This window comes from Amycolatopsis sulphurea, from assembly GCF_002564045.1.
Classification (GTDB): Bacteria; Actinomycetota; Actinomycetes; order Mycobacteriales; family Pseudonocardiaceae; genus Amycolatopsis; species Amycolatopsis sulphurea.
Genome location: NZ_PDJK01000002.1, coordinates 643752 through 668595 on the forward strand (window position 1 = coordinate 643752; position 24844 = coordinate 668595).

At 67.4% G+C, this 24844-nt stretch carries 16 protein-coding genes and 2 tRNA genes; 3 read left to right on the top strand and 15 right to left on the bottom strand.

Annotated features, from left to right (window positions below; all coding sequences use genetic code 11):
* Positions 1 to 381 precede the first annotated feature (381 nt).
* From ATK36_RS08980 to ATK36_RS08990, 3 genes are all read right to left on the bottom strand, one after another.
* Positions 382 to 454 (bottom strand) — tRNA-Glu (locus ATK36_RS08980).
* An 89-nt stretch (positions 455 to 543) separates the two neighbouring features.
* Positions 544 to 615: transfer RNA gene (locus tag ATK36_RS08985), tRNA-Gln, on the bottom strand.
* Between the two features lie 50 nt (positions 616 to 665).
* A complete protein-coding gene (locus tag ATK36_RS08990; RefSeq protein ID WP_098510841.1) occupies positions 666 to 1502 on the bottom strand; it encodes an HAD family hydrolase in 837 nt (278 codons plus the stop codon).
* Positions 1503 to 2526: 1024 nt separating this feature from the next.
* Here ATK36_RS08990 and ATK36_RS08995 point away from each other — a divergent pair.
* Positions 2527 to 3765: an FAD-dependent oxidoreductase gene (locus ATK36_RS08995; protein WP_098510842.1), complete on the top strand. Its 1239-nt coding sequence runs from the start codon at positions 2527 to 2529 to the stop codon at positions 3763 to 3765.
* A gap of 548 nt (positions 3766 to 4313) precedes the next feature.
* Here the strand turns inward: ATK36_RS08995 and ATK36_RS09000 are convergent.
* The 8 genes from ATK36_RS09000 to serA all read right to left on the bottom strand — a co-directional run bounded on the left by ATK36_RS09000 (position 4314) and on the right by serA (position 18158).
* The gene (locus ATK36_RS09000; RefSeq protein ID WP_098510843.1) at positions 4314 to 5084 is read right to left on the bottom strand and encodes a fumarylacetoacetate hydrolase family protein; all 771 of its coding nucleotides are present in this window, start codon (positions 5082 to 5084) and stop codon (positions 4314 to 4316) included.
* A 260-nt stretch (positions 5085 to 5344) separates the two neighbouring features.
* Complete coding sequence (cimA, locus tag ATK36_RS09005; protein WP_098510844.1) at positions 5345 to 6970, bottom strand: citramalate synthase; 1626 nt, start codon at positions 6968 to 6970, stop codon at positions 5345 to 5347.
* Positions 6971 to 7178: 208 nt separating this feature from the next.
* Positions 7179 to 8183, bottom strand: coding sequence for an ABC transporter substrate-binding protein (locus ATK36_RS09010; protein WP_098510845.1), 1005 nt, complete (start codon positions 8181 to 8183; stop codon positions 7179 to 7181).
* Positions 8176 to 8964 (bottom strand): ABC transporter ATP-binding protein, encoded by a 789-nt coding sequence (locus tag ATK36_RS09015; protein WP_098510846.1) that lies wholly within the window; start codon positions 8962 to 8964, stop codon positions 8176 to 8178. Before ATK36_RS09015 ends, ATK36_RS09010 begins: the two co-directional genes overlap by 8 nt.
* A complete protein-coding gene (locus ATK36_RS09020) occupies positions 8965 to 9963 on the bottom strand; it encodes a FecCD family ABC transporter permease (protein ID WP_342751994.1) in 999 nt (332 codons plus the stop codon). It lies immediately after the preceding gene.
* A gap of 1677 nt (positions 9964 to 11640) precedes the next feature.
* Positions 11641 to 12684, bottom strand: a complete 1044-nt coding sequence (locus ATK36_RS09035; RefSeq protein WP_098510848.1) for a 3-isopropylmalate dehydrogenase — start codon at positions 12682 to 12684, stop codon at positions 11641 to 11643.
* Between the two features lie 280 nt (positions 12685 to 12964).
* Positions 12965 to 16300: a S8 family peptidase gene (locus ATK36_RS09040; RefSeq protein ID WP_098510849.1), complete on the bottom strand. Its 3336-nt coding sequence runs from the start codon at positions 16298 to 16300 to the stop codon at positions 12965 to 12967.
* Positions 16301 to 16559: 259 nt separating this feature from the next.
* Complete coding sequence (serA, locus tag ATK36_RS09045; protein ID WP_098510850.1) at positions 16560 to 18158, bottom strand: phosphoglycerate dehydrogenase; 1599 nt, start codon at positions 18156 to 18158, stop codon at positions 16560 to 16562.
* Between the two features lie 664 nt (positions 18159 to 18822).
* Between serA and ATK36_RS33400 the strand changes: the two genes are divergently transcribed.
* A complete protein-coding gene (locus ATK36_RS33400) occupies positions 18823 to 19128 on the top strand; it encodes a hypothetical protein (protein ID WP_245914534.1) in 306 nt (101 codons plus the stop codon).
* A 1034-nt stretch (positions 19129 to 20162) separates the two neighbouring features.
* On the opposite strand, the gene ATK36_RS09055 is transcribed toward ATK36_RS33400, so the two are convergent.
* The 4 genes from ATK36_RS09055 to ATK36_RS09070 all read right to left on the bottom strand — a co-directional run bounded on the left by ATK36_RS09055 (position 20163) and on the right by ATK36_RS09070 (position 23973).
* Complete coding sequence (locus tag ATK36_RS09055) at positions 20163 to 20441, bottom strand: DUF397 domain-containing protein (protein ID WP_098514742.1); 279 nt, start codon at positions 20439 to 20441, stop codon at positions 20163 to 20165.
* Between the two features lie 96 nt (positions 20442 to 20537).
* Complete coding sequence (ilvC, locus tag ATK36_RS09060; protein WP_098510851.1) at positions 20538 to 21551, bottom strand: ketol-acid reductoisomerase; 1014 nt, start codon at positions 21549 to 21551, stop codon at positions 20538 to 20540.
* A 35-nt stretch (positions 21552 to 21586) separates the two neighbouring features.
* The gene (ilvN, locus tag ATK36_RS09065) at positions 21587 to 22093 is read right to left on the bottom strand and encodes an acetolactate synthase small subunit (RefSeq protein ID WP_098510852.1); all 507 of its coding nucleotides are present in this window, start codon (positions 22091 to 22093) and stop codon (positions 21587 to 21589) included.
* Entirely contained in the window at positions 22090 to 23973 is a 1884-nt protein-coding gene (locus ATK36_RS09070) for an acetolactate synthase large subunit (RefSeq protein WP_098510853.1), read from the bottom strand. Before ATK36_RS09070 ends, ilvN begins: the two co-directional genes overlap by 4 nt.
* Positions 23974 to 24297: 324 nt before the next feature.
* Here ATK36_RS09070 and ATK36_RS09075 point away from each other — a divergent pair, with 324 nt between their 5' ends.
* On the top strand, positions 24298 to 24828 hold the full coding sequence (locus ATK36_RS09075; RefSeq protein WP_098514743.1) for a PH domain-containing protein: 531 nt from the start codon (positions 24298 to 24300) through the stop codon (positions 24826 to 24828).
* Positions 24829 to 24844 lie beyond the last annotated feature (16 nt).

The following is a 24844-nucleotide window of genomic DNA, read 5'->3' on the forward strand; positions in this document are numbered from 1 at the left end:
CATCGCCCGGCAAGCGATCGCGTTGGACTGGGCACCCGATCATCACCGACCCGCAACGGCTTCTGCCGCCAACAGCGTTGTCTACGACCAGCAGTACCGGCCGACCTCGCAGCGCATCCGTCGCCGAGCCTCGTCCAAGGGCTCTTCGAGAAGCTCCACAACAGCACCGAGGGTGAGGGAGAACACTGCGAACTAACCGAGCCATTCGCACCGCAGCTCGACGTCACCATCCTGGCCGACGCGTCGAACCTCCCGGCACGACGAGCAGCGGAAGCGCGCCCGAGGACCGCGCAGGATCATCAGCCATCCTCGCTGCTCAGACACACAAAACCACCGCCCGAGATGATCTCTCTGACGGTGGATTGCGCAACACTGAACGGGTACCCCCGATGGGATTCGAACCCACGCTACCGGCGTGAGAGGCCGGCGTCCTAGGCCGCTAGACGACGGGGGCTAGGAACTTTCCCCGTTTCCGGGGCCTTTCTTGCGAGAGATAACTTACCAGAAGCCTTTTCCCGATCTCCGACCGGGGTCTCTCCGCAGCTGGGGTACCAGGACTCGAACCTAGACTAACTGGACCAGAACCAGTCGTGCTGCCAATTACACCATACCCCAGTGAGGCGCTTTCCCAGCTTAGCCGGTTCAGCACCGCACGAGGAGAAATACTAGAACACGCCCCCACGGACCCGCGCAGCGGGGGTCCCGGCCGCGCGCTGGACCGGCACCCCGACCGTTGCGTACTCCGAAACCAGCAGCTCAGGAAGCTCCCCCAACCCGAACACGGTGTACACCCCGTCCGGCGCCCGCTCACCGACCAGCCCGGTCCCGTCGCGATCGAGCCACACCGCGCCCAGCCCGGCGTCGCGGGCGCCAATGGCGTCGGTATCGAGTTTGTCCCCCACGTGCACCGTCTGTTCCGGCGCGCATTCGAGCGCGAGGCAGACCGAACGGAACATCACCGGATCCGGTTTGGCAACGCCGATCTCCCCCGCGATCGCGACGTGGTCGAAAAACGGCGACAACCCGAGTTCGGCGATCTTGCGCCGCTGATGTGCGCCTGAGGCGTTCGTCACGGCGGCGACTCGCAGCCCCGCGGCGCGCAACCATTCCAGACACGGCAGCACGTCGTCGAACAACCGCCAGGAACGCGCCAAAGTCTCCCGCCGGCGCGCCTCGAACGCGGCCACTTGCGTCGCATCGGCGGCGATTCCCAGCTCCGCAAGGAAACACTCGGTACGCCGGTGATGCATGACGTCGTAGTCCAGCTTCCCGGCGACGACGAGCGCCACATGCTCCTCGGTGATCAAGTCCCACAGCGGCCAGAGATCGCCGCGGCCGGTCAGCGCCTGCAACGTCCGCCGGATCGCGGCGGTGCAGTCGATCAAGGTGTCGTCGATGTCGAGACACACCAGCCGCAACTCAGGCGGCACCCACGGCGCCCGCCCGGAAGCGCCGGACGGCCAGGTTCTCGAGGGGGTCGGCGCTGCCGCGGCAAAATCCACCCAGTGAGGCTAGGGCACTCACCGCGTTCGCAACGCAGCCAAAAAGGTGATTGGCACTGCGCTGTTCCGGCGCACCAGACCTACTCCGGGTACTCAAAGTCGCCAAGTCCTCCCCGCACACTCGCCCGAACAGCCGTAGCCCAGCGGCCCGACTGCTACCCCACGAATTCCCCTCCCCTCGACGCCCCCGGCAGCCCACCCGAACCGCGCTCCCGAACACCCTGCCGGACAACGGCCGCACCGAGCACTCCGCACCATCCGGAAACCCCGGCCCCCACCCGTCTCAGCCCCGAATCACCCACCGCATCACTCGAACAGCCGAGCAATTCGACACAACCACACGCCACGCTCACTCCACACCGAACGCCTGCGCCACACACCGAAGTCACACTCCACACGCCACACATGACATCGAGCACATCTCGCCCAAGCCCCCGCCGCCAATTGATCAAGCAACTCGCATGTACGACCCACGACGCGCCGTAAATAGATCACCATCACGACTCACCTCACGACAGCCACACGCCACCGGGGAACAACCCAGAAAAGCCTCAGCCATCCTTCATTGACACGCAGTACAAATGCCATCAGATCATCAATAGACAGCCACCGAAATGATCGATTCACGACCGCCACACCACATCGAGCACCCGGTAAGCGCCACTCGTCAACCTCGAAACCCGTCACAAGCAAGAACACCAACCCAGCGACCACGATTTCCAATTCACTATCCAAATCAATCCGAAAAGCCCGCTCGGTGCCCACAGCCAGATCGACTCCAGCCCCCACGCGTGAGCCTGCGCCCCAGCAACCCCGCACGACCACCCAACCGAGTGACCACACAACCCGCACGACCCCACGACGGCGAGACACCCCAGCCACCCACCCGACCAGCCGATCCGCCGCCACAGCCACCGACCCGATACCCCTCCGCGAAGAGATTCTTACTCCTCGGGTTGACGCCACCACTCTCCGAGGCGCATGCTCCTTATTCAACGTCCGATGAAAAGGGGGGCTGAGGGGAATGACCGAACACACGGGGTGCGTGATCGTCGGCGGTGGACCGGCGGGCATGGTGGCCGGCTTGCTCCTGGCGCGCGCCGGCGTCGAGGTGACGGTCCTGGAGAAGCACGCGGACTTCCTGCGCGACTTCCGCGGGGACACCGTGCACCCGTCCACGCTCACGCTGCTAGACCAGCTGGGGCTGGGGGAAAAGTTCAACGCATTGCCGCACACCGAGGTGCAGATGGTCGGCTTCCCGGTCGACGGTGGTGGCGTGATGAAGATCGCCGACCTGTCCCGGCTGAAAGTGCCGCACCCGTACGTCGCGATGGTGCCGCAGTGGGACTTCCTCGATCTGCTGGCCGAGGCCGCCCAGAAGGAGCCGACGTTCACCTTGCGGCTCGAGACCGAGATGACCGGGCTGCTGCGTGCCGACCGGCGGGTGTCCGGAGTGCGCTACTGCACCGCAGGCGGCACGGAAGGAACTCTCGAAGCCGACCTGGTCATCGCTGCCGACGGGCGCTGGTCTCTGGCCCGCGAGTCGGCCGGGCTGGAACCACACGAATACGACACACCGTTCGACGCGTGGTGGTTCCGGATTTCCCGGCACGAAAACGAGCCCGGCGGCATGCTCGTCCCGCGGATACACAACCGCCGGTTCGCCATCCCCTTGCCACGCAAGGGCTACCACCAGATCGCCTATCTCGCGCCGAAGGGTGAAGACCTCCGAGCGGCGGGCATCGAGAGCTTCCGCGAGAGCGTTGCCGATCTTTGCCCCGAGTTTGCCGACCGCACCCACGAGCTGAAGTCGATGGACGACGTGAAGTTCCTCGACGTCCGGCTCAACCGGCTGCACCGCTGGCACGTCGACGGACTGCTGTGCATTGGTGACGCAGCACACGCGATGTCGCCGGTCGGCGGCGTCGGAATCAACCTGGCGGTACAAGACGCAGTCGGCGCAGCCACCCTCTTGGCCGAAAGCCTTCTCCACGGCCAACCGACGCCGAAGGAACTCGCAGCCGTACGCAGCCGTCGCCTCCTGCCGACGATCGCTGTCCAAACCCTGCAGCGGCTGCTGCACCGAGAAGTCATGCGCCCGGTAATGGCCGGTGAACGCAACCAACCACCGCCGGCGATGGTCAGGCTCTTCACACTTTTCCCGAGGCTGTCCGCCATACCGGCACACCTCCTGGGCGTAGGCTTCCGCCCCGAAATGGCACCGCCCTTCGCCCGCCGACCGATGGAACCTGCCGGCCGTTAAGCACCCAGCCGCCCTTCAACCCACGCCCCGCCGCCACTCAACGGCGACGGCCGCGGTCGCCATTCAACGGTGACAACCGCCGTCGCCGCTCAACGGCCACAACCACACCCGCCACGCGACGGCGACAACCGCAGTCATCACTCAACGGCCGCAACCGCGGTCACCACCGAACGGCCAGAACCACCGTCGCCACCGAACGGCGACGACTCGGCAGCGCAGCTCCGGCGAACACTCCGACCGGCAAGCTCCCGCCGATCCGACCAACCACCCTTCCCACCCCGCAACCTAGGCTTGACCAGCCCGTCGCCACTCAGCGGCAACACCCGTGGGCGGCCCGTCGGCAAGCTCGGAACTCCGGCCACGAACCCGGCCGACACCAACCCGATCGCCGATTCGCCATCCAGCGGCAAACAACCTCAGCCACCCAGGAACAGCGTCTCGACCAGGAAGTCGCCACTGAACGGCAACGACAGCCAAGACCATCACCGAGCAAAGCGGCCACGGCCCGGCAACTCCGGGACCGTGGCCGCACAACGGCGAAAACCCGGTCAGACGTCCTGCACCGGATTGGTCAACGTGCCGATGCCGTCGATCGTGATCGACACCGACTGGCCGTCGACGATCGGACCGACACCCTCTGGCGTGCCGGTCAGGATGACGTCGCCGGGCAGCAGGGTCATCACCCGGGAGACGAACTCCACCAGTTCGGGCACCTTGTGCACGAGGTCGGAAGTCCGCCCGTCCTGCTTGAGTTCCCCGTCGACCTCGCTGCGCAGCGCGAGATCGGCCGGGTCGGCCGACGTGTCGATCCACGGGCCGAGTGGGCAGAACGTGTCGAAGCCCTTCGCCCGCCCCCACTGCCCGTCGGACTTCTGAAGGTCCCGGGCGCTGACGTCGTTGGCCACGGTGTAGCCGAGGATCGCACGCGACGCACGCGCCGCCGACACGTTCTTCACCGGCTGGCCGATCACGATCGCCAGCTCGCCCTCGAAATCGACCCGGCCTACGTCCGAAGGTCGCCGGATCGGCACGTTCGGACCGATGACCGTGGTGGACGGCTTGATGAACAGCATCGGCGCGGACGGCACCTCGTTGCCGAACTCCGCCGCATGCTTGGCATAGTTCCGCCCGACGGCGATCACCTTCGACGGCAGGATCGGCGCGAGCAGCCGAACATCGGCGAGCGGCCACCTTTTGCCGGTGAAGTTCGGCTGGCCGAACGGATGTTCCGCGATCTCCAGCACCTGGGCATCGTCACCTTCGCCCTCGATCGAAGCGAACGCGACACCACTGGGATGAGCAATACGAGCTAGACGCACTCCCCCAGTCTACGGACGCCCACCGAAAACGTCGCACTCCGCGTGACGCGAGCGGCCCGTTCGCACCCGATTTGCGCGAACGGGCCGCTCGCAACACCGGCGACCTGGGCATCCCCGCTCGATTCCGGCGTGAACGGACCCCTCATCGCGATCAGCTCACGAACAGCGACCGCCACACCGGCCGCCAGCTCGTGGACGGGCGAAACGCGTCCGGACAAGGACCACGATCGGACCGTCGAACACGCCAAGACCACAGAACGTCACCCATCCACGGTCACCAGACTCTTGTGCACCAGCGCATCGCACAACGCCAGCCAGCTCGCCTCGACGATGTTCCCGTGCACACCGACCGTGGTCCAGGCATGTTCGCCGTCACTGGTCTCGACGAGAACGCGCGTCACCGCGTCTGTGCCCGGGTTCGACGGGAGAATCCGCACCTTGTAGTCCGCCAGCTCCACGCTGTCCAGCCAGGGCAGGTGCGGGCTCAGCGCCTCGCGCAACGCGGCGTCGAGCGCGTGCACCGGTCCGTTGCCCTCCGCGGTCGCGATCACCCGCCGGCCGCCCACATGCACCTTCACGGTCGCCTCGGACACCACCTCGCCGTCCGGCCGGTGGTCGAGCACGACCCGGTAGGACTCCAGCTCGAACGGCGGGACCGGCGGCGGTTCCGCCGAAATGTGCTCAATCTCGCGCCGCAGCAACAATCCGAGCGAAGCATCGGCGGCCTCGAACGACCAGCCCTCCGACTCCAGTTCCTTGACCTTCCGCACCGCGTTCGTCAGTGCTTCAGGCCGGCCGGCAAGGTCGACCCCGAGCTCACGTCCCTTGAGCTCAAGGCTGGCCCTGCCGGCCATCTCAGTGACCAGCACCCGCATGCCGTTGCCGACCGAAGCCGGATCAATGTGGTTGTACAGCAATGGATCCACCTTGATCGCACTCGCGTGCAGCCCCGCCTTGTGAGCGAAGGCCGACGACCCGACGTAGGCCTGGTGGGTGTCGGGTGCGAGATTGGCGATCTCGGCAAGGGCGTGGGAGACCCGGGTGAGCTCGGCAATTCCTCCGGTCGGGAGGACCTCCATACCGAGCTTGGTCACGAGGTTTCCCGCCACGGCGAACAGATCGGCGTTGCCGGCCCGTTCCCCGTAACCGTTCGCGGTGCACTGCACGTGCGTCGCGCCGGCCTGCACCGCAGCGACGGAGTTCGCCACCGCGCAGGAAGTGTCGTCCTGGCAATGGATTCCCAAGCGGAACCCGGTCTTCTCCTTGATCTCACGCACCGTTTCGGCCAACCCCAGGGGAAGCCTGCCACCGTTGGTGTCGCACAGCACGAGAACGTCCGCACCTGCGCCGGCCGCCGCGTCGAGAACCCGCAACGAGGTATCGGGAGACGCGGCGTAACCGTCGAAGAAGTGCTCGGCGTCGAGGAATACCCGTCGCCCCTCCCGAACGAGGAACGCGACCGTGTCGTGGACCATCGCGCACGCCTCGTCGACGTCCACCCGAAGCGCACGCTCGATATGCCGCAAGTCCGACTTGGCCACCACCGTGATCACGGGCGCTTCCGCGTCGAGCAACGCCCGGACCTGGGGATCCTTCTCCGCCGTGGTACCCGCTTTGCGCGTGGCACCGAAGGCGACAAGAGCTGCGTGCTTCAGCAGCAGCTCGCCTTTCGCGGCCCGCGCGAAGAACTCGGTGTCCTTCGGAAGCGCCCCCGGCCAGCCACCCTCGATGAACCCGACGCCCAGCTCGTCCAGCAGACGAGCGACCGCGAGCTTGTCGGCGACGGAGTACGTGATGCCCTCGCGCTGTGCGCCGTCGCGCAGCGTCGTGTCGTAGAGGTGGAAAGCGTCACCGAGCGGTGTTCCGGCGGGCTCCGTGCGGGTCACGGCGTACTCCTTGTGCTGGGCAGAACCTGTTTCAGGCAACAAAAAACCTCCCGCATGGGTGCGAGAGGTTGCGCGCCGGAAGCTCTTGTGGAGCGTCTATCCGGCGCGCTCGGCAATAATGATCGAAGTGGCGGTCATGCCACGCATCATGCCACAGCTTCGCCCGGCGTCCAAGTGCCGGGCGAAGCTTCCCACGATCTGAGCCACTTCAGCGGCGCAGACCGGCCAGGTAACGACCGAATTCGACGACCGCGGACGCATTCCGCGGTCCTTCCACCAGCGCTGCGTAGGGCAGCGCGAAGAAGTGTCCATCCCGGACGGCCGGGAGATCACGCACACCGGCCTTCGAACGCAAGAAGTTTTCTTTGTCCGCAACGGTTCCCACTTCGCCGCCGTAGTCGTTGATGAGGATGACATCGGGTGCGCGCTGCAGCACTGCTTCCCAGCTCACCGTCGTCCAGCTGTCGTCGACGTCGGCGAAGATGTTCACACCACCCGATTTGGTGATGATCTCGTCCGGTCCCGCGTTCCGCGCCGAGGTGAACGGCTGGTCACGGCCATCGTCGTAGAGGAACACCTTGGGCTTGGGGCTCCCGGCGGGGATCGCGGCGGCCACCTCGTCTACCTGTTTGCGGTATTCTCGGATCAACTTCTCCGCACGATCACTTACCCCGAAGATTTTCCCCAGATTCTGCAGATCCGTGTACAGCGCGTCGAGCGGTGGCATGATGCCGCGCTGCTTGCCCACTCCGTTGCGGCAGGCCTCGGTCAACTGGTAGCTGGCTATCCCCAGCTTGGCCAGTGTGTCCGGGGTGAAGCCGGTGCCTTCGGAGAATCCGTAGCTCCAGCCCGCGAAGACGAGATCGGCGGCCGCGCCCTGCACCACCTCGCGGTTGATCTTCTCTGCGAGCTTGGGCACCTTGCCGAAGTCCGCCTTCCACGGCGACGAGGCGACTCCACCGGACTGTCCTTTGTCGACGACGTAACCGGCCATCCGGTCACCAAGCCCGAGCGCGAACATCAGCTCGGTGATCCCGATGTCGTTCGTCACCACGCGCGATGGCGGCTTCTGGACGGTCATCGGCCGGCCGCAGTTGGTCACGGTCACCGGATAGCCGGGTGGCGCGGCACCACTGTCCGCATCGGACACTTGGGCGCCACAACTCGTCACGGCGAGTGCGGCGACCAGGACCGTCGCGATCGTTTTACGCATGGCTGTCCTCCTGGGTTTCGAGCCGGTCGAACAACAACTGGGGACGTCCTGTGGCGGGATGCCGCACCACGGCTGCGTGCACCCCGAACACTTCGGCGAGCAACCGCGGGGTGAGGACCTGTTCGGGGGTGCCGCTCGCAACGAGCCGGCCGTGGTCGAGGACGTGGACCGCGTCGCACATCGCCGCGGCCAGGTTCAGGTCGTGCAGAGCGGCCAGCACGGTCAAGCCGCTTGCCCGGACCAACGCGAGAATTTCCAGCTGATGGCGAATGTCGAGATGGTTCGTCGGTTCGTCGAGCACCAGGATCCGCGGTTGCTGGGCCAGTGCACGGGCGATCAGTACACGCTGCCGTTCGCCGCCGGACAGGGTCAGCACGCCGCGGTCCGCGAGATGTGCGAGGCCCACTTGCGCCAGCGCCACGTCACACCATTGCCGATCGCCTGCGGTCATCCGGTCGAGCAGTCCGTGGTGCGGTAGCCGGCCCATCGCCACCACCTCGGACACGGTGAAGTCGAACTCCGTGTGGGATTCCTGGGCCACCGCGGCAATGGCCCGGGCCCGCGTCCTTGCCGTCATACTCTCCAACGGCTTGCCATCGACGAGTACGGCACCGGCAGATGGCTTCAGGACCTGGTAAACAGCCCGCAGCGTGGTCGATTTGCCGCTGCCGTTCGGCCCGAGCAGCCCGACGAACCGGCCTTGCGACGCAGCGAGCGTCACGTCCTCGACCAGTGTCCGGCCGGCGGCGGTGATGCTCACCCCATTGAGCGAGATGTCCATTCACGCTCCTCCGAAGACATAAGCGCGTCGGCGCATCAGGATCAGGAAGGCGGGGACGCCGACCGCAGCGGTCAGCACCCCGATCGGCAACTCCTCGGGCGCGGCGAGCACCCTCGCGGCGACATCCACCCACACCAGGAAAACCGCACCGGCCAGCGGCGCGACGAGAAGCACCCGCCGATGATCGGCACCGACGACGAGGCGCACCAAATGCGGCAGAATCAAGCCGACGAAACCGATCGCACCACTCACCGCGACGAGCACCCCGGTCATTGCGGAGCAGGCGATGAACAGGAACACGCGCAGTCGCGTGACATCCACCCCGAGCGTGGTCGCCGCTTCGTCGCCCATCGCGAGTGCGTTGAGCCGACCGGCCAATGCCACCAGCAGGAACACCCCGGCCACGATCACGATGGCGGCGACCGGCAGCGCTCCCCAGTTCGCGCCGGCGAGACTGCCGAGCAGCCAGAACAAGGCAGATCGCGCGGCTTCCCCGTTCGGTGCCTGAAACACCAGCACCGTGGTGACCGCGAAGAAACCTTGCGACAGCGCGGTTCCGGTCAGCACGAGACGCAGCGGGGTGAGCCCCTGCCTCGTACGGGCGACCAAGTAAACGATCGTGGTCGCAGCAAGCGCTGCCAGGAAGGCGCCGATCGACAGCGCGTAGATCCCGAAGGACGCGAATATGCCGAACAACGTTACTGCCGTGGCGCCGACCGACGCCCCGGACGAAATGCCGAGCACGAACGGCTCCGCGAGCGCGTTGCGCACCATGGCCTGCACTGCGACGCCGACCGTCGCCAACCCAGCGCCGACGATGACCGCGAGCAGAACGCGGGGGAGGCGGATGTCCCAGATGATTCGATACTGCCCTGCGTCCTCCACACCGATCGTCCCCCCGAACAGCCCGGCGCGGAGGAACGCCCACGTATGAGTGATCGGCACCGCGACCGTCCCGATTCCGATCGCGACCACCACCGAGCCCAGAAGCGCGACCACCAGCCCGATGAGAATCGGTGCCAACGGCCGTTGCCGCTGAACGGCGACTCGCTGGCCAGACCCCCGCGGCGACGCTGACGAGACCGACATCGAAGCGGCCGGAGGCTCTCTTCCGACAGCGCCCGAAGTCGCTGCTTCCCCGGAAGGACCAGTACGAGCCGAGGCATCGCGGGAGGTCGTTTCATCCGTCCCGGAGACGACTGGCGCGACTCGGCTTGGCTGTTCGCTTCCAGCCAAAACGGCAGAAGGCTGGCCGCTGGCCGACCCGGCGTTGCTGGCCAGCGGCGACAACGCGGCAACACCGGTTTCGCCACTCCGCGGCGACGACCTGGCGTCACCGAGGTCGGCGCCACCACCGACCGACGACGGCAGCGGGAGCAACGACGGTTCACTCGCGACACCGTCGCCACTGAATGGCAACGAGCTGCGCAGGCCCACGACGCCACCGGGTCGAGGCGGGACGGAATCGACGTCATCGCCACTCAACGGCGACGACCTCCTCATGCCATCGACTTCACTCTGCCGACGCGGCACGCACGCACCGTCGGCTCCGCCGCTGTCCGGATCAGCTGACTGAGTGGAGGCACTCGGGCCGGCGTTGCCGTTCAGCGGCGACGATCCGCTCGCAACCCCAGCGTCGACCGGTAGCGGCGAAACACACGCGCCTTCATCGCCGTTCAACGGCGACGATCCGCCAGCGTCCTCGGGCCGGGGCGGCAGGGCTGCGTCTCTGTCGCCGCTCGGCGGCGACAACTCGGTGACGCTGTGATCCTTGGACGAAGGAGAAGGATCGGTGGGGACGACGTCGCCGGTGAGTGGCGAATCGCCCGGCGCGGTCTGGGGTGACGATGAAGGGTCCTTGCCCTCAGGAGGAAGGCCGGAGTGCGAGCGACCACGCGCAGAGGTCTCCGAGGTGGCGGCGGCGCCCGAGGATTCGCCGCTGGAGGGCGAAGCGGCATTATCCACGGAGTCGGAGTCGGAGTCGGAGTCGGAGTCGGAGTCGGAGTCGGAGTCGGAGTCGGAGTCGGAGTCGGAGTCGGAGTCGGAGTCGGAGTCGGAGTCGGAGCCGGAGCCGGAGCCGGAGCCGGAGCCGGAGCCGGAGCCGGAGCCGGAGCCGGAGCCGGAGCCGGAGCCGGAGCCGGAGCCCACACCAGAAGCGGACCCACGAGCCGCCCCAGAACCTGAGACAAGACGAGGACCCGAGTCAGCGCCTGAATCCACACCCGAGCCGGAGCCGCGGGCCACCCCGGAACCGGAAACGAGACCCGTGCCCGAACCGGAATTCAAACCAGCCCCCGAACCCGCACCAGAGGCAGCGCCGCGAACCGGACCGGGACCGGGACCGGGACCGGGATCAGGACCGGCCGCGGAGCCGGATACGGCGCCGGACGCCGAGGCATCCGCGGGCGAAGGGTCGTCAGGAACCTGGCAAGAGTCTCGGGACGGCACCGTGGAAACCCAATCTGTACCGGTCCGCGAGAGGAAGACGGCAGCCGTCCGTTCGGTGGGGAGCGAGGAGGCTGGTGTCGTCTCCCGCAGACCACGGCGGGAGGGGACAACGCTGGGGCTACAAGCCCCCGCCGGTGTCGGGCTCGCCTCCGGGAGTGGAGGCCTACCGTTGCGGGTCAGCGCCGGACTTCGACCGGTCTTCCGCGGCGGGGGTCGTGCGTGCAGCTGCTAGCCGGCGGAGCGCAGTGTGTTCGAGGACACCAGCGCGGCCAGCCGGTCGCCGATCGCCTGGGTGGCGCCTGGCGAGGCCTGATCGCGCGTGGCCAGGTCGAAGGCCACCGAGGCCTCGATGCGCCGCGAGGCTTCCTTCTGGCCGAGGTGGTCCATCAGCAGCGACACCGACAGCACGGCCGCGGTCGGATCCGCCAGCCCCTGCCCCGCGATGTCCGGCGCGCTGCCGTGTACCGGCTCGAACATGCTCGGGTTGCGCCGGGTGATGTCGAGGTTCCCGCTCGCGGCGAGACCGATGCCACCGGTCACTGCGGCGGCGAGGTCGGTGATGATGTCGCCGAAGAGGTTGTCGGTGACGATCACGTCGAAGCGCGACGGGTCCGTGACGAAGTGGATGGTCGCGGCGTCCACGTGCGAGTACGCGACGGTGACGTCCGGGTGTTCCAGCGACACCTCTTCGACGATGCGCGACCACAGGGAGCCCGCGTGCTCCAGCACGTTGGTCTTGTGTACCAGCGTGAGGTGCTTACGAGGCCGCTCCTCGGCGCGGTTGAACGCGTCGGCCACGACGCGCCGTACGCCGAACGCGGTGTTGACGCTGATCTCGGTGGCGATCTCGTGCTCGGTGTCCTTGCGAAGCAGACCGCCGTTGCCCGCGTACGGGCCTTCAGTGCCTTCGCGCACAACCACCATGTCGATGTCGCCGCTCTCGGACAGTGGGCCGCGTACGCCGGGGTACAGCCGCGCGGGGCGCAGGTTCACGTGGTGGTCCATCTCGAAGCGCAGGCGCAGCAGCAGACCGCGCTCGAGAATGCCGCTGGGCACCGTCGGGTCGCCGACCGCGCCGAGCAGAATCGCGTCGTGCTGGCGCAGCTCGCCGAGCACCGATTCGGGAAGCAGCTCCCCGGTCGCGTGCCACCGGGCGGCGCCGAGGTCGTAGTTCGTGATCTCCGCCGTCGGTGCTACTTCGCCGAGCACCTTCAGCGCCTCGGAGACCACCTCGGGCCCGATCCCGTCACCTGGGATCACCGCGAGCCGCATCCACACACCTCCGTAGCCCAGGCCATCGGGCACCCCGATGGCCCATACACACAACAACACCAGCAGGCGGAAGGTTACCGGCCGTAGACAAAACGCCGTAGCCGCACCACCCTTATGCCGCATCCTCCCACGGGGTGAGGCACCCGTTCAGGGTAACGAAAACGGGGGCAGCCAGGCGGTATACCGCCTGAACAGCCCCCGTCACCAGGTTTTCGATCACACCCTGACACCTGGCCAGGTTCACCCATTCAGGTGGGTCTGGCCAGGTGAGCGGCACAGATCAGCCGTGCGAAACCTCGGATTCGATCCGCACCACCGACGCCCGGGTACCCGTGGCGTTGTGGTGTTCGAGCGCCAGCAGCCCCATCGGCTTGTCACCGGCGACAGACGCCTTGTTCCGGTTGACCACCAACGCCGAACCCGGCTTCGCGACGTACGTGAGCGCTGCGTCGCCACCGCCCTGCACTGCGTACGCCGGCGCAAGAGCATCGAACGACAGCGGCGTCTTGACTGAGTCGATCAGCCCATCGGAAACGCCAGGAGCGGTGTAGAAGCCATTGACGCCGACGGTGTAGCTGATCCGGTGCGAAGCAGCCTTCGGGTCGATGCCCAGCGCGGCGATGCTGACCGGCAACACCATCACGTTGGAATCGAACACGTTGGTGTCCACATTGCCGAGCTGCCCGTTGATCGCCTGCAAGTCAACCCGCGGGTTGTTCGGCTTGGTCAACGACACTGTGCTCGCGAAGAGCGCGTCGGTGCCCGCCGACTTCGTCACGTAGGTTTCGAAGTCCGGTTTCCCGTCACCGTTCGTGTCGATGTCGACGAACGGCACCGTGTTGCTCCCAAGGTTGGCGAAGTCGCTCCAGGTGGAGATCCCGAACGCCAGTGTCGCCTTCTCCGGTTCGCCCTGTGCCTTCGCGAGCGACGCTGTTGACGCCGCACCGACGTAGCGCAGGTCGCCGCCCTTGGCAGTGCGGTTGAGCGTGCAGTCGGAGGTGACATGCGTGTCGCACTCCGGCAGCTGCGGGGATTCCGCCTGCAGCTCAAGCATGCTGATGAGCGACCGATACCGCTGTGCACCATCGCCCTGGTCGATGCCCTTACCACCGAGATTCAGCACCGCCTGGTCAGCGTCGCCGTTGAAGCGCACACCCGTGGGCGTCGTGATCGCCGAAACCGGCTTCGGCGCCGAGTAGACCGCAACACGCAGCGGCACCGTAGCGCCATTCTTCGGCGTGAACGCGACACGGCCCGAAGCGTCGGCAACGAACTGCCGCGCCGACCCGGACTGCGTCGCCTCCATCGTCGGGTCCATGACCTTGCGCAGCGCCTTCGGGTCGGCGATCTGAAGCGTCACCTTCACCGTCGCGGCACTACGCGGGCCTACCTTCACCGACTTCTTGTCGACTGTGTACTCGACACCGGGAAGGCTGTTCACTGCTTCGTATCCGACGGAGTACTCCACCGGCTTGACGCCCTTGTTGACCACCTTGACCGTCTTGCTGACGGTGACCGGCCCGGCAGCCTCGACCGTCCCGAAGGTGACACTCACCGCGCCAGGATCGTCCTGCACGTACGTGAGCACCTGGTTGTCGAGAGCCGCCTTTGCGTCTATACGGCCGGTACCGACACGTTGCGGAGCATAGGTGTGCCCCTTGCCGTCGGAGACGTCATGCGCGGCAGTGCCGACGACGTCCGCCTTGACCTCCTCGACATTCCATTCCGGGTGCGCCTGGCGGACAAGCGCGGTGATGCCCGAAGCGTGCGGTGCGGCCATCGACGTGCCGGTCTTGACACTCCTGCCGTTGCCACTGCCACGCAGCGCCGAGGTGATCGTGTCCCCGGGCGCGGCGACATCCGGCTTCACTGCCGGGCCACGCCCGCCCCGCGACGTGGACGAGCTCACCGTATCCACAATGGACTGATCGTCGGTCTGCAAGGAGGTGCGGCCGTCCCCGAAGAGGCGGACGTTCAGCGTCCCCGCGGCCAGCCCCGGCCGCATCGCCGCAGTCGCCTTGCCCGTGAACTGGAACATCGGAACCCCGGCGTTGCCGGCGATCCCGGCGGCCGGGTGCTCCAACGTGGATGAAAGGAGGACACCCTTGGCTCCGGCCGCTTGCGCGTTGTTCGCCCGCGCGGCGGATCCGCATGGCCGGGTGGCGTCGTTGTCGTCCCACTCCAGCCAGGCGATCTTGCCGGCGACCTTCGCCTTGTCCTCGGCAGAGTACGCGGCACAGCCTGCCTTGTTGTCCACGGACAACGGAACCACCTGGGCAGCCAGGTCGAGCGTGTCGTAGCCGGTGTAATCCTGGCTGTACTGACCGGGCTGCCGGCCGGTGATCGGGGCCGTCGTCTCCACGGCGTCCTTCAGATCGCCCGCGTCGCGGGTGTTGGCGACGCTGAGGGCCTCCGGCGTGTTGCTCGGCGAGCCGGCGATGTCGTTGAGGTCACCGCCGTTGCCCGCGGAGATCACCGGGACCACGCCGTTCTGGGCGAGCTTGCGCACGAACAGCGAGTCCGGGTCGTCCGGTGCGCCGAAGTCGCTGCCCAGCGACAGGTTCACCACATCGAGGTGATCGGTGAAGTCGCCGTCGCCATCCGGGTCGAGCGCCCAGTCCAGCGCCTGCGAGGTGACATTGGTGGAACCCTTGCACCCGAACACCTTGATGGCGTACAGCAAAGCCTTCGGTGCGGTGCCCGGGCCGATCCGCATGTCCTCGAGCTTCTTCTTGTTCAGCTTCCGGTAGTCACCGGTGAACGTGCTGCCGTCCGCGTTGACGCCGAAGCCCGCGATGGTGCCGGCGACGTGCGTACCGTGCTCGCCGCACGCGATGGGGTTGGGGTCGGGCGCCGGTGTCTTGGAACCGTTCTTGCCCTCGGAATCGTATTTGTCACCGACGAGGTCCGTGCCGCCGACCACTTTGGCGTTCGGGAACAACGGCGTCGGCTTGGTTGAGTCGACCGACTTGAAGGCCTCCGGCGTACCAGGGCCGCCGAAGTCGGCGTGGGTGTAGTCGATGCCGTCATCGATCACGCCGACGCGGACGTCGTCGCCGAATTTGCCAGTTTTTTGCCAACTGGCGAGCGTGTTGGTGAGTTGCTCGGCGGTGGCGTTAGTACGCGTCTTCGGAACCACTGTGCGCACGGAAGCCACGTCGGGGCGCTTCGCGAGTTCACGGATCTTCGCCGCGTCCGCTGTCACTACCGCACCGGCGACTGCGTTGGACGTCTGCGTGACCAGCTTCGTGCTCGCGTCTGCGGTACGAAGCTGTCCAACGACGGAGCTGACAGCGGCGGCAACGTCATTCTTCGCGGCGCGCGCAGCCTGCTTCGCCTTCTCCTTACCCTTGCTCTCCTCGGCCTTGAAGGCGTCCACGGCCGGCTTTTTCGCCAGCTCCACGAACGCGGTGATCTCGCCCTGCGCAGCGCCCAGCCGCGACGAGAGCTTCCCCTGGAAACCGGTGGAGTCGACCTTCACAGGTGCGACTGGATCAGCGAGCGGCGCGGCCTGCGCGAAGGCGGATGGCACACCGGCGACAGCCGCCGTCAGCACCACCGCGGACCCCAAAGCCACCGACCGAGCTGCCCATCTGGGCAGCCGGGTTCTGCTCATGAGTACCCAACCCCTTACCCGAGGCACGGATCATGAACCTGCTCGCACTCAGCACGACACACCCCCGACAGGTGAGCGCGAACGCCGCGCCGTGCCCTACGGCGCGTGATTCAGCCTCGCGGGACAGAACCTAACCGCCCGAAACACCTACTTTCGTGCCGAATATGGGCCGTTATGCGAATGTTGCGGGCCTGCATACGCAGGAAAACGCGGCCGGCCCCTCACCCACCAGGGGTAAGGGGCCGGCCGCGGTCGCGAACTAGCTGAAGTCGACAGACCGAATGATGTGTGCTCCGACCGTGGCACCGATCGGCTCCAGCACATTGTTGTCCACGCCCCGGTCGACGCGCAGCAGCATCACCGCGTCGGAGCCGTCGGTGGTCTGGCTGATCTGCGCCGCCTCGATGTTGATCCCGGCCTCGCCGAGCAGGGTGCCGACGCGACCCATCACCCCCGGCCGGTCCGGGTACTCGAGCAGCAGCACGTCGCCCTCGGCCCGCAGATCGAAGTGCCGGCCGTTGACCTCGACGATCTTCTCGACATCGTCCTTGCCGGTGACCGACCCGGACACGGTCAGCGTGGTGCCGTCGCCGTGCACCGCGCGCACCGTGACCAGGCTGCGGAACTTCGGGCTCTCCGTTTCGGACACGAGATCCACCTGCACGCCCAGTTCCTCCGCCAGCCGAGGCGCGTTGACGAAGGTGACCTGATCCTCCACGACACCGGTGAAGACCCCGCGCAACGCGGCGAGCTGCAGCACCGAGGCGTCCTCACTGGACAGCTCACCCTTGACCGACACGGTCACCGAGGTCGGCGCCTTCGGGTTGAGCGCGGTGAGCACCTGGCCGAGCTTCTGGGTGAGCGACAGGTACGGCCGCACGTGCTCACCAACCGAACCGCCACCGGACACGTTCACCGCATCCGGCACGAAGTCCCCGCGCAGCGCGAGCAGCACGGACCGTGCCACGTCGGTGCCCGCGCGGTCCTGCGCCTCCGCGGTGGAGGCACCGAGGTGCGGCGTGACCACGACGTTCGGCAGTTCGAACAGCGGGCTGGCCGTGGTCGGCTCGGTGACGAACACGTCGATGCCGGCGCCGCCGACGTGCCCGCTGCGGATCGCCTCGGCCAGCGCGTCCTCGTCGATGAGCCCGCCGCGGGCCGCATTGACGATGATCACACCCTGCTTGGTCTTCTTGAGGGCCTCGGCGTCGATCAGGCCTTTGGTCTCCGGCGTCTTGGGCAGGTGGATGGAGATCGCGTCGGCGCGGCCCAGCAGCTCGTCGAGAGTGACCAGTTCGATGCCGAGCTGCGCGGCCCGGGCGGCCGAGACGTAGGGGTCGTAGGCGATGAGCTTGGTGCCGAACGCCGCAAGCCGCTGGCTGACCAGCTGGCCGATCTTGCCGAGGCCGACCACGCCGACGGTCTTGCCGTTGATCTCGACCCCGGAGAACGAGCTCCGCTTCCACTCGCCGCCGCGCAGGCTCTGGTCCGCGGCCGGCACCCGGCGGGCGACCGAGAGCAGCAGCGCGACCGCGTGCTCGGCGGCCGAGACGATGTTGGAGGTCGGCGCGTTGACCACGAGCACCCCGCGCTCGGTGGCGGGCGGGATCTCGACGTTGTCCAGACCGACCCCGGCGCGCGCGACGACCTTGAGCTGCGTGGTCGCGGCAAGCACCTCCGCATCCACCTTGGTGGCGGACCGGACCAGGAGTGCGTCGGCGCTCTTGACTGCCTCGAGCAACGCGGGACGGTCGGTTCCGTCCACCTGCCGGACCTCTACCTCGTCACCGAACACACTCAGCACGGAGGGCGCGAGCTTCTCCGCGATGAGGACGACGGGTTTACTGGGCTTGGTCACGATGCGGCTCCCACTATCTGGTCACGAAATCCAGGACGCTCTCCTGCGGCGCACGCCGTTGTGCCCGGATGCGCGGAGTTTAGCCCGGACGACGGGGAGCGCGCGCCCTGCATTGGCCACATGCCCGTAATGCCGCGGCAACACGGCCCGGCGCCGCGTCACGTCGGTCACTGCGGGCGGTCCCGGGATGCGGTGAGCGGCAACGGAAGGATCTTCCCTGGTGGATCACCGTGGGTGTACCGGAAGAAGTGCACAATGCCGTCCATTGGATGAGACGTTCCGGCCGGGGCATGGAATTATGCTTGCTTTGTCCGGTATTGGCCTGGCGGGCCGTTCGCGAAAGCACCCGGATCGAGTGCCCGGTGCTCCCCCACTTGCCGCTGTTCGGCAACAGCCTCGGCCTCCCGACGGTCGGTCGACCTGAACATCGACAGTTGTGAAGCGGCCCATTCGGCACGGCTCCTTCTCAGGTGCACGGTGTTCGTCGCCGATGGGCGGCAACAAGGCAGTGGACACGTTAGAGTGACCCTCGCGCGGCCGGGGCCGCATCCAGTCCGCGGAAAGGGCCGAGCCCACCCCCCGAACGACACGGTGCCCGAGTTGTTCCTTCTTCCCGGCCCGGTGCCTGCGGACCACAGGGTCAGGCGGGAGGGAAGGACCTCGGATGCACGCTCTGCCGGCGAAACCGGATCTCGGACAGCTGCGCAAGCACGCGAAGGACCTCGCCCGGGAGAACGCGGTTGCGCTGTCCGAAGCGCAGTTCCGGTTGGCTCGTGACTTCGGATTCCCCAGTTGGCCACGGCTGGTCGCCTACGTCCGCCGCGTCGTGGACCACGGGCCGGATCTCCACGCCCGGGACGACCTCTGGCACAGCACCCCCGAAGGCTGGGCCGAGGCCTGTGGCCAGCCGGAGGCGCAGGCCTTGCTCCGAAGGCTGGGACGGAGTGGGTGGCGCCGCTTTCGTCGCTAGCCTTCGTCTCGGCTTCCGTCGCTAGCCTTCGTCTCGGCCTTCCGATCCTGCGTTGCGACCCTGCGTTCCGTCGCAGCCTGCCTGATGCCCCGCCTGTCGTTACCCGCCGCGATGCCAGCCAATCGCCGTCCCAAGCCGCCACCCGGCGCTGTTCGCCCCCGCACGACCGACGCTCGCCCCCTGCCCGCATTGCTGGCACCGCCCGCTCAACTACCAAGCCATCGGTCCTGCAAACCGCGAAAAGCAGCTTTGACCAGGGAGTCGCCGTTGAATGGCGACGGCAGGAGACACCGCACCTTCAGCTGTCGCCACCCAGCGGCAACGGCCGAAGCCATGACCAACCGGCCGCCGCCCGACGGCGACGGCCGATACCACCGCTTCGCCACTCAACGGCGACAGCGGCGACCAGAGCATCCGAACCGTCGCCGTCTAGCCGTTCAACGGCGACGGGCGACTCCTCGACAATCCGCGCGTCGCCGCCAAGCGGCGAGGCCGGCGCACGCCACTCCATACGTCGCCACCAAGCGGCAACAGCCAGACCCGCACCGACGCTCAGGGGCAACCGCCGACGCCACGACAGCCATCCCGGCTCTCGACGACAACGGCAATCATCACCCGCTCGTCGCCACTCAACGGCAACAGCCGAGTCGACCACGCCCCCTGTCGCCACCGAGCGGCAACAGAAACCACCTGACCCCGACCGTCGCCGATCAAAGGCAACTCACCTCAAAAGCCCAAGCTGTCACCGCTCAAAGACCAGACCGCCCTCACCACTCCACCACCAAGACCACAATCCGTCGAACACACTCACCCGCCGCGGTGAACCACATCGCCGCACAGCAGCAACCCCACCGCACCGCGGCAGGACAAGCCGCTACCACCACCCGCCACAGCTTCCGGAGGCAACCCGAAACCAACCGGAACCACACGGCCACCGTCCACCAGAAGCCGTCGCCGCTTCTCGGCAAAAGCACCCCGCCGTGCCAATCCTGAGAGGGGCATCCCGCCCACCCCTCGGAGCGTGGGCAAACCCGTCACCGGGCGGCCCGGTCCTCCGGCAACTCGAACTCCCCGGCCAGCACACCCTTCGTGAACGCATCCCACTCCGAAGGCGTGAAAATCAGCACCGCCCCGTCCGGATCCGTCGGCTGTCGAAGAGCCACATAGGTGACACCGTCGGTATGCGGAACGAGGGCGTATTCAGCACAGTGCTCCAGCGTCGCCCCTGCCGGTTCGGCACAGGTCCAGACGGCACCGGCGAGGTTGAGCTCATGCCGGATGTGCACCTTGTCGTCGGCAGGCCGGTCGCTCATGATCACAGCGTATCCGTCTCCCGGCGGAGACCGGCCCGCGGACGGCGAAGGCCCCTCACCCGCCGGACGCGCAGGTGAGGGGCCGGTAAAAATTGCTCAGGCGGTCTCGGTAATCGGCCGGTCCACCCACGACATCAAGCCGCGCAGCTTCTTGCCGGTCTCCTCGATCGGGTGCCGGTCGCCCTTCTGCTCGAGTTCGATGAACTTCGGGCGGCCCGCCTCGTCCTCGGCGACCCACTCGCGGGCGAACGTGCCGTCCTGGATTTCGCCGAGGATCTTCTTCATTTCCTCCTTGACCGCGGGCGAGATCACGCGCGGGCCGCGGGTGAGGTCGCCGTACTCCGCGGTGTCGGAGATGGAGTAGCGCTGCCGTGCGATGCCGCCCTCGTACATGAGGTCGACGATCAGCTTCAGCTCGTGCAGCACCTCGAAGTAGGCGATCTCCGGGGCGTAACCCGCCTCGGTCAGCACCTCGAAGCCGGTCTGCACCAGCGCCGAAGCACCACCGCACAGCACAGCCTGCTCGCCGAAGAGGTCGGTTTCGGTCTCCTCGGTGAAGGTCGTCTTGATGACGCCCGCGCGGGCGCCGCCGATGGCGGCGGCGTAGGACAGGGCCAGCGCCTGCGCGGTGCCCGAGGCGTCCTGCTCGACCGCGATCAGGCAGGGCACGCCCTTGCCGTCCACGAACTGGCGGCGGACCAGGTGGCCCGGGCCCTTCGGGGCGACCATGGCCACGTCGACGTTGCCCGGCGGCTTGATCAGGTCGTACCGGATGTTGAAACCGTGCCCGAAGAACAGCGCGTCCCCGTCCTTGAGGTTCGGCGCGATGTGCTCCTCGTAGATGAAGCGCTGCTTGGTGTCCGGGGCGAGGATCATGATCACGTCCGCCTCGGCCGCCGCCTCGGCGACGGTCAGCACGCGCAGGCCCTGTTCCTCGGCCTTGGCGCGGGACTTCGACCCCTCCTGCAGGCCGATCCGGACGTCGACACCCGAGTCGCGCAGGCTCAGCGAGTGGGCGTGGCCCTGGCTGCCGTAGCCGATCACGGCGACCTTGCGACCCTGGATGATCGACAGGTCGGCGTCGTCGTCGTAGAAGATTTCCACTGCCATGGGGGGTACTACTTCCTTTCCTGACTGCACAGAAATCAGCGGGGTGAGGTGGCGGTGATCGAGCGGGCCCCGCGACCCACCGCGACCATGCCGGACTGCACGAGCTCCCGGATGCCGTACGGCTCGAGCATTCGCAGCAGCGCGCCGATCTTGTCCGACGTCCCGGTCGCCTCGACGGTGAGCGCCTCCGGCGAGACGTCCACCACCTTGGCGCGGAAGAGCTGGACGGTCTCGAGCACCTGGCTGCGTACGGTGGCGTCCGCCCGGACCTTGACGAGCAGCAGTTCCCGCTGCACCGCGACGCCCGGTTCCAGCTCCACGATCTTGATCACGTTCACCAGCTTGTTGAGCTGCTTGGTCACCTGTTCGAGCGGTAGCTCTTCAACGGCGACCACGATCGTCATGCGGGACACCTCGGGGTTCTCCGTGGGCCCGACGGCGAGGGACTCGATGTTGAACCCACGGCGGGAGAACAAGCCGGACACCCGGGCGAGCACACCGGGCTTGTTCTCGACCAGCACGCTCAGTGTGTGCACAGTCATGCTTCTTCTCCCTCCGCGACCGCGGTGGCTTCCTGCGAGACCTCGTCGTCGTCGAACAGCGGCCGGATGCCGCGCACGGCCATGATCTCGTCGTTGCCGGTGCCCGCGGCCACCATCGGCCACACCTGGGCATCCTTCCCCACGACGAAGTCGATCACGACGGGGCGGTCGTTGATCTCCATCGCCCGCCGGATGGTGGCGTCGACGTCATCCTTGGCCTCGCAGCGCAGACCGGCGCAGCCCAGCGCCTCGGCCAGCAGCGCGAAATCCGGGATCCGGTGCTTGTGCGTACCGAGATCGGTGTTGGAGTAGCGCTCCGAGTAGAACAGGTTCTGCCACTGGCGGACCATGCCCAGATTGCCGTTGTTGATCACGGCCACCTTGATCGGCGCCCCCTCGATCGCGCAGGTGGCCAGTTCCTGGTTGGTCATCTGGAAACAGCCGTCGCCGTCGATCGCCCACACCTGTGTGCCGGGCAACCCGAACTGCGCGCCCATCGCGGCAGGCACCGCGAAGCCCATGGTGCCGAGCCCACCGGAGTTGATCCACGTACGCGGCTTCTCGTACTTCACGAACTGCGCGGCCCACATCTGGTGCTGGCCGACCCCCGCGGTGTACACCGCGTCAGGCCCGGCCAGCTCGCCGATCCGCTCGATGACGTACTGCGGCGACAGCGAACCGTCGTCCGGCCACTCGTAGCCCATCGGATAGCTCTCGCGCCACGAGTCGATCTGCGTCCACCAACCGCTGAGGTCGGGGGTGGCGTCGTGCTCGAACTCGGCCCGGACCGCGGCGATCAGCTCGGTGATGATCTCCTTGCAGTCCCCCACGATCGGCACGTCGGCCTTGCGGTTCTTGGAGATCTCCGCGGGGTCGATGTCCGCGTGCACGATCTTCGCCTCCGGCGCGAACGACGAGAGCTGGCCGGTGACCCGGTCGTCGAACCGTGCGCCGAGCGCGATCAGCAGGTCCGCACGCTGCATCGAGGCGACCGCGCCCACCGAGCCGTGCATTCCGGGCATGCCGACGTGCTGACGGTGCGAATCGGGGAACGCCCCGCGGGCCATCAGCGTGGTGGCGACCGGCATGTCGGTCAGCTCGGCGAGTTCGAGCAACGCCCCGGCGGCCTCCGCCTTGATCACGCCACCGCCGACGTAGAGCACGGGGCGGCGCGCCTCGGCGATGAGCTTCGCCGCTTCGCGGACCTGCTTGCCGTGCGGCCGCAACGTGGGCCGATAGCCGGGCAGGCGCAGCTCGGGCGGCCAGGAGAAGGAGGTCATCTCCTGCAGCACGTCCTTGGGGATGTCGACCAGCACCGGGCCGGGCCGTCCGGTGGCGGCCAGGTGGAACGCCTCGGCGATCGCCTGTGGGATCTCGGCCGGGTCGGTGACCAGGAAGTTGTGCTTGGTGACCGGCATGGTGATGCCGCAGATGTCGGCTTCCTGGAACGCGTCGGTGCCGATCAGCGCCCGCGACTGCTGCCCGGTGATGGCCACCACCGGCACCGAGTCCATGTTCGCGTCGGCCAGCGGGGTGACCAGGTTCGTGGCGCCCGGCCCGGAAGTGGCCATGCAGACGCCGACCTTGCCGGTCGCCTGCGCGTAACCGGTCGCGGCATGCCCGGCGCCCTGTTCGTGCCGCACCAGGATGTGCCGCACCTTCGTGGAATCGAGCAGCGGATCGTAGGCGGGGAGGATCGTGCCACCCGGAATACCGAAAACGACCTCGGCGCCGACCGCCTCGAGCGAGCGGACGAGCGACTGCGCGCCGGTGACCCGTACCGGGGTACCGGCCGGGGGAGTCGGCTTCGGACGTGCTCCGGGGACTGCGGGCCCGGTCGGCCCGGGCTTCGCGTCGCTGTGCGACGTGGCACTGGTCATCGGTTCTGCCTCGTGGGTTCTCGGTGTCACTCGTTCGGGTAGGTCGGGGGCGGTACTGCCGGTCGAAACCGGTCCAACGCAACAAAAAACCCTCGCCGACCGAAAGGTCGCACGAGGGTCGCGCGTCGACGCAGCGGACTCTTCCTAAGCGTCGACGCGCTGAGGAAGTACGAGGCCGGTCTGCGGTGTCACGGCGGTGACGGTAGCCGGGCCGCGGGTCGAGTGTCAACTGTACGGGACAGTGATTCCGCATGCTGGACGGTCAGTACTGCTTCCGGCGGACCCGGACGCAACCCGCCACGACCGGCGGTGCACCATTTCCGGGTGGCCGAAAAAGAGCAGGACCAGCGCGCGGAAGAGGGCCGGAAGGCTGTGTTCCGGATTCCCAGCACGGCGTATCTCGCGATCGGTCTGTTGACCGTCTGTGTGACTCCGGTCGCACTCGGCGAGATCGGTGGATTCCAGTGGCTGTACGTCTTCCCGCTCGCCCTGCTCGTGTTCGTCGCGCGCACCCGTACGGTCGCGACGAAGGAAGGCATGAACGTCCGGACCGTCTTCGGCAAGCGCGACCTGCCGTGGTCGTCGCTCAAGGGCTTGGCGATCACGAACAAGGCGCGCGTACGCGCGGTCCTCGGCGACGACACGCAGGTACCCCTTCCCACCGTGCGTACGCGGCATTTACCGGTACTGGCGCTGGTGAGCGAGGGCAAGATCAAGGACCCGTCGGGCGTACTGAGCGACGACGAGCTGAAGGCGGGCGCTTCGAGCGAGAAGCCCGCCGAACCGGCCGCAGAGGACGAGTCGCAGAAAGCGGCGGACGAGACCGCGCCCTCCGAGGGCGAGCCCAAGGAGTAGAATTGGTAGGACCAGT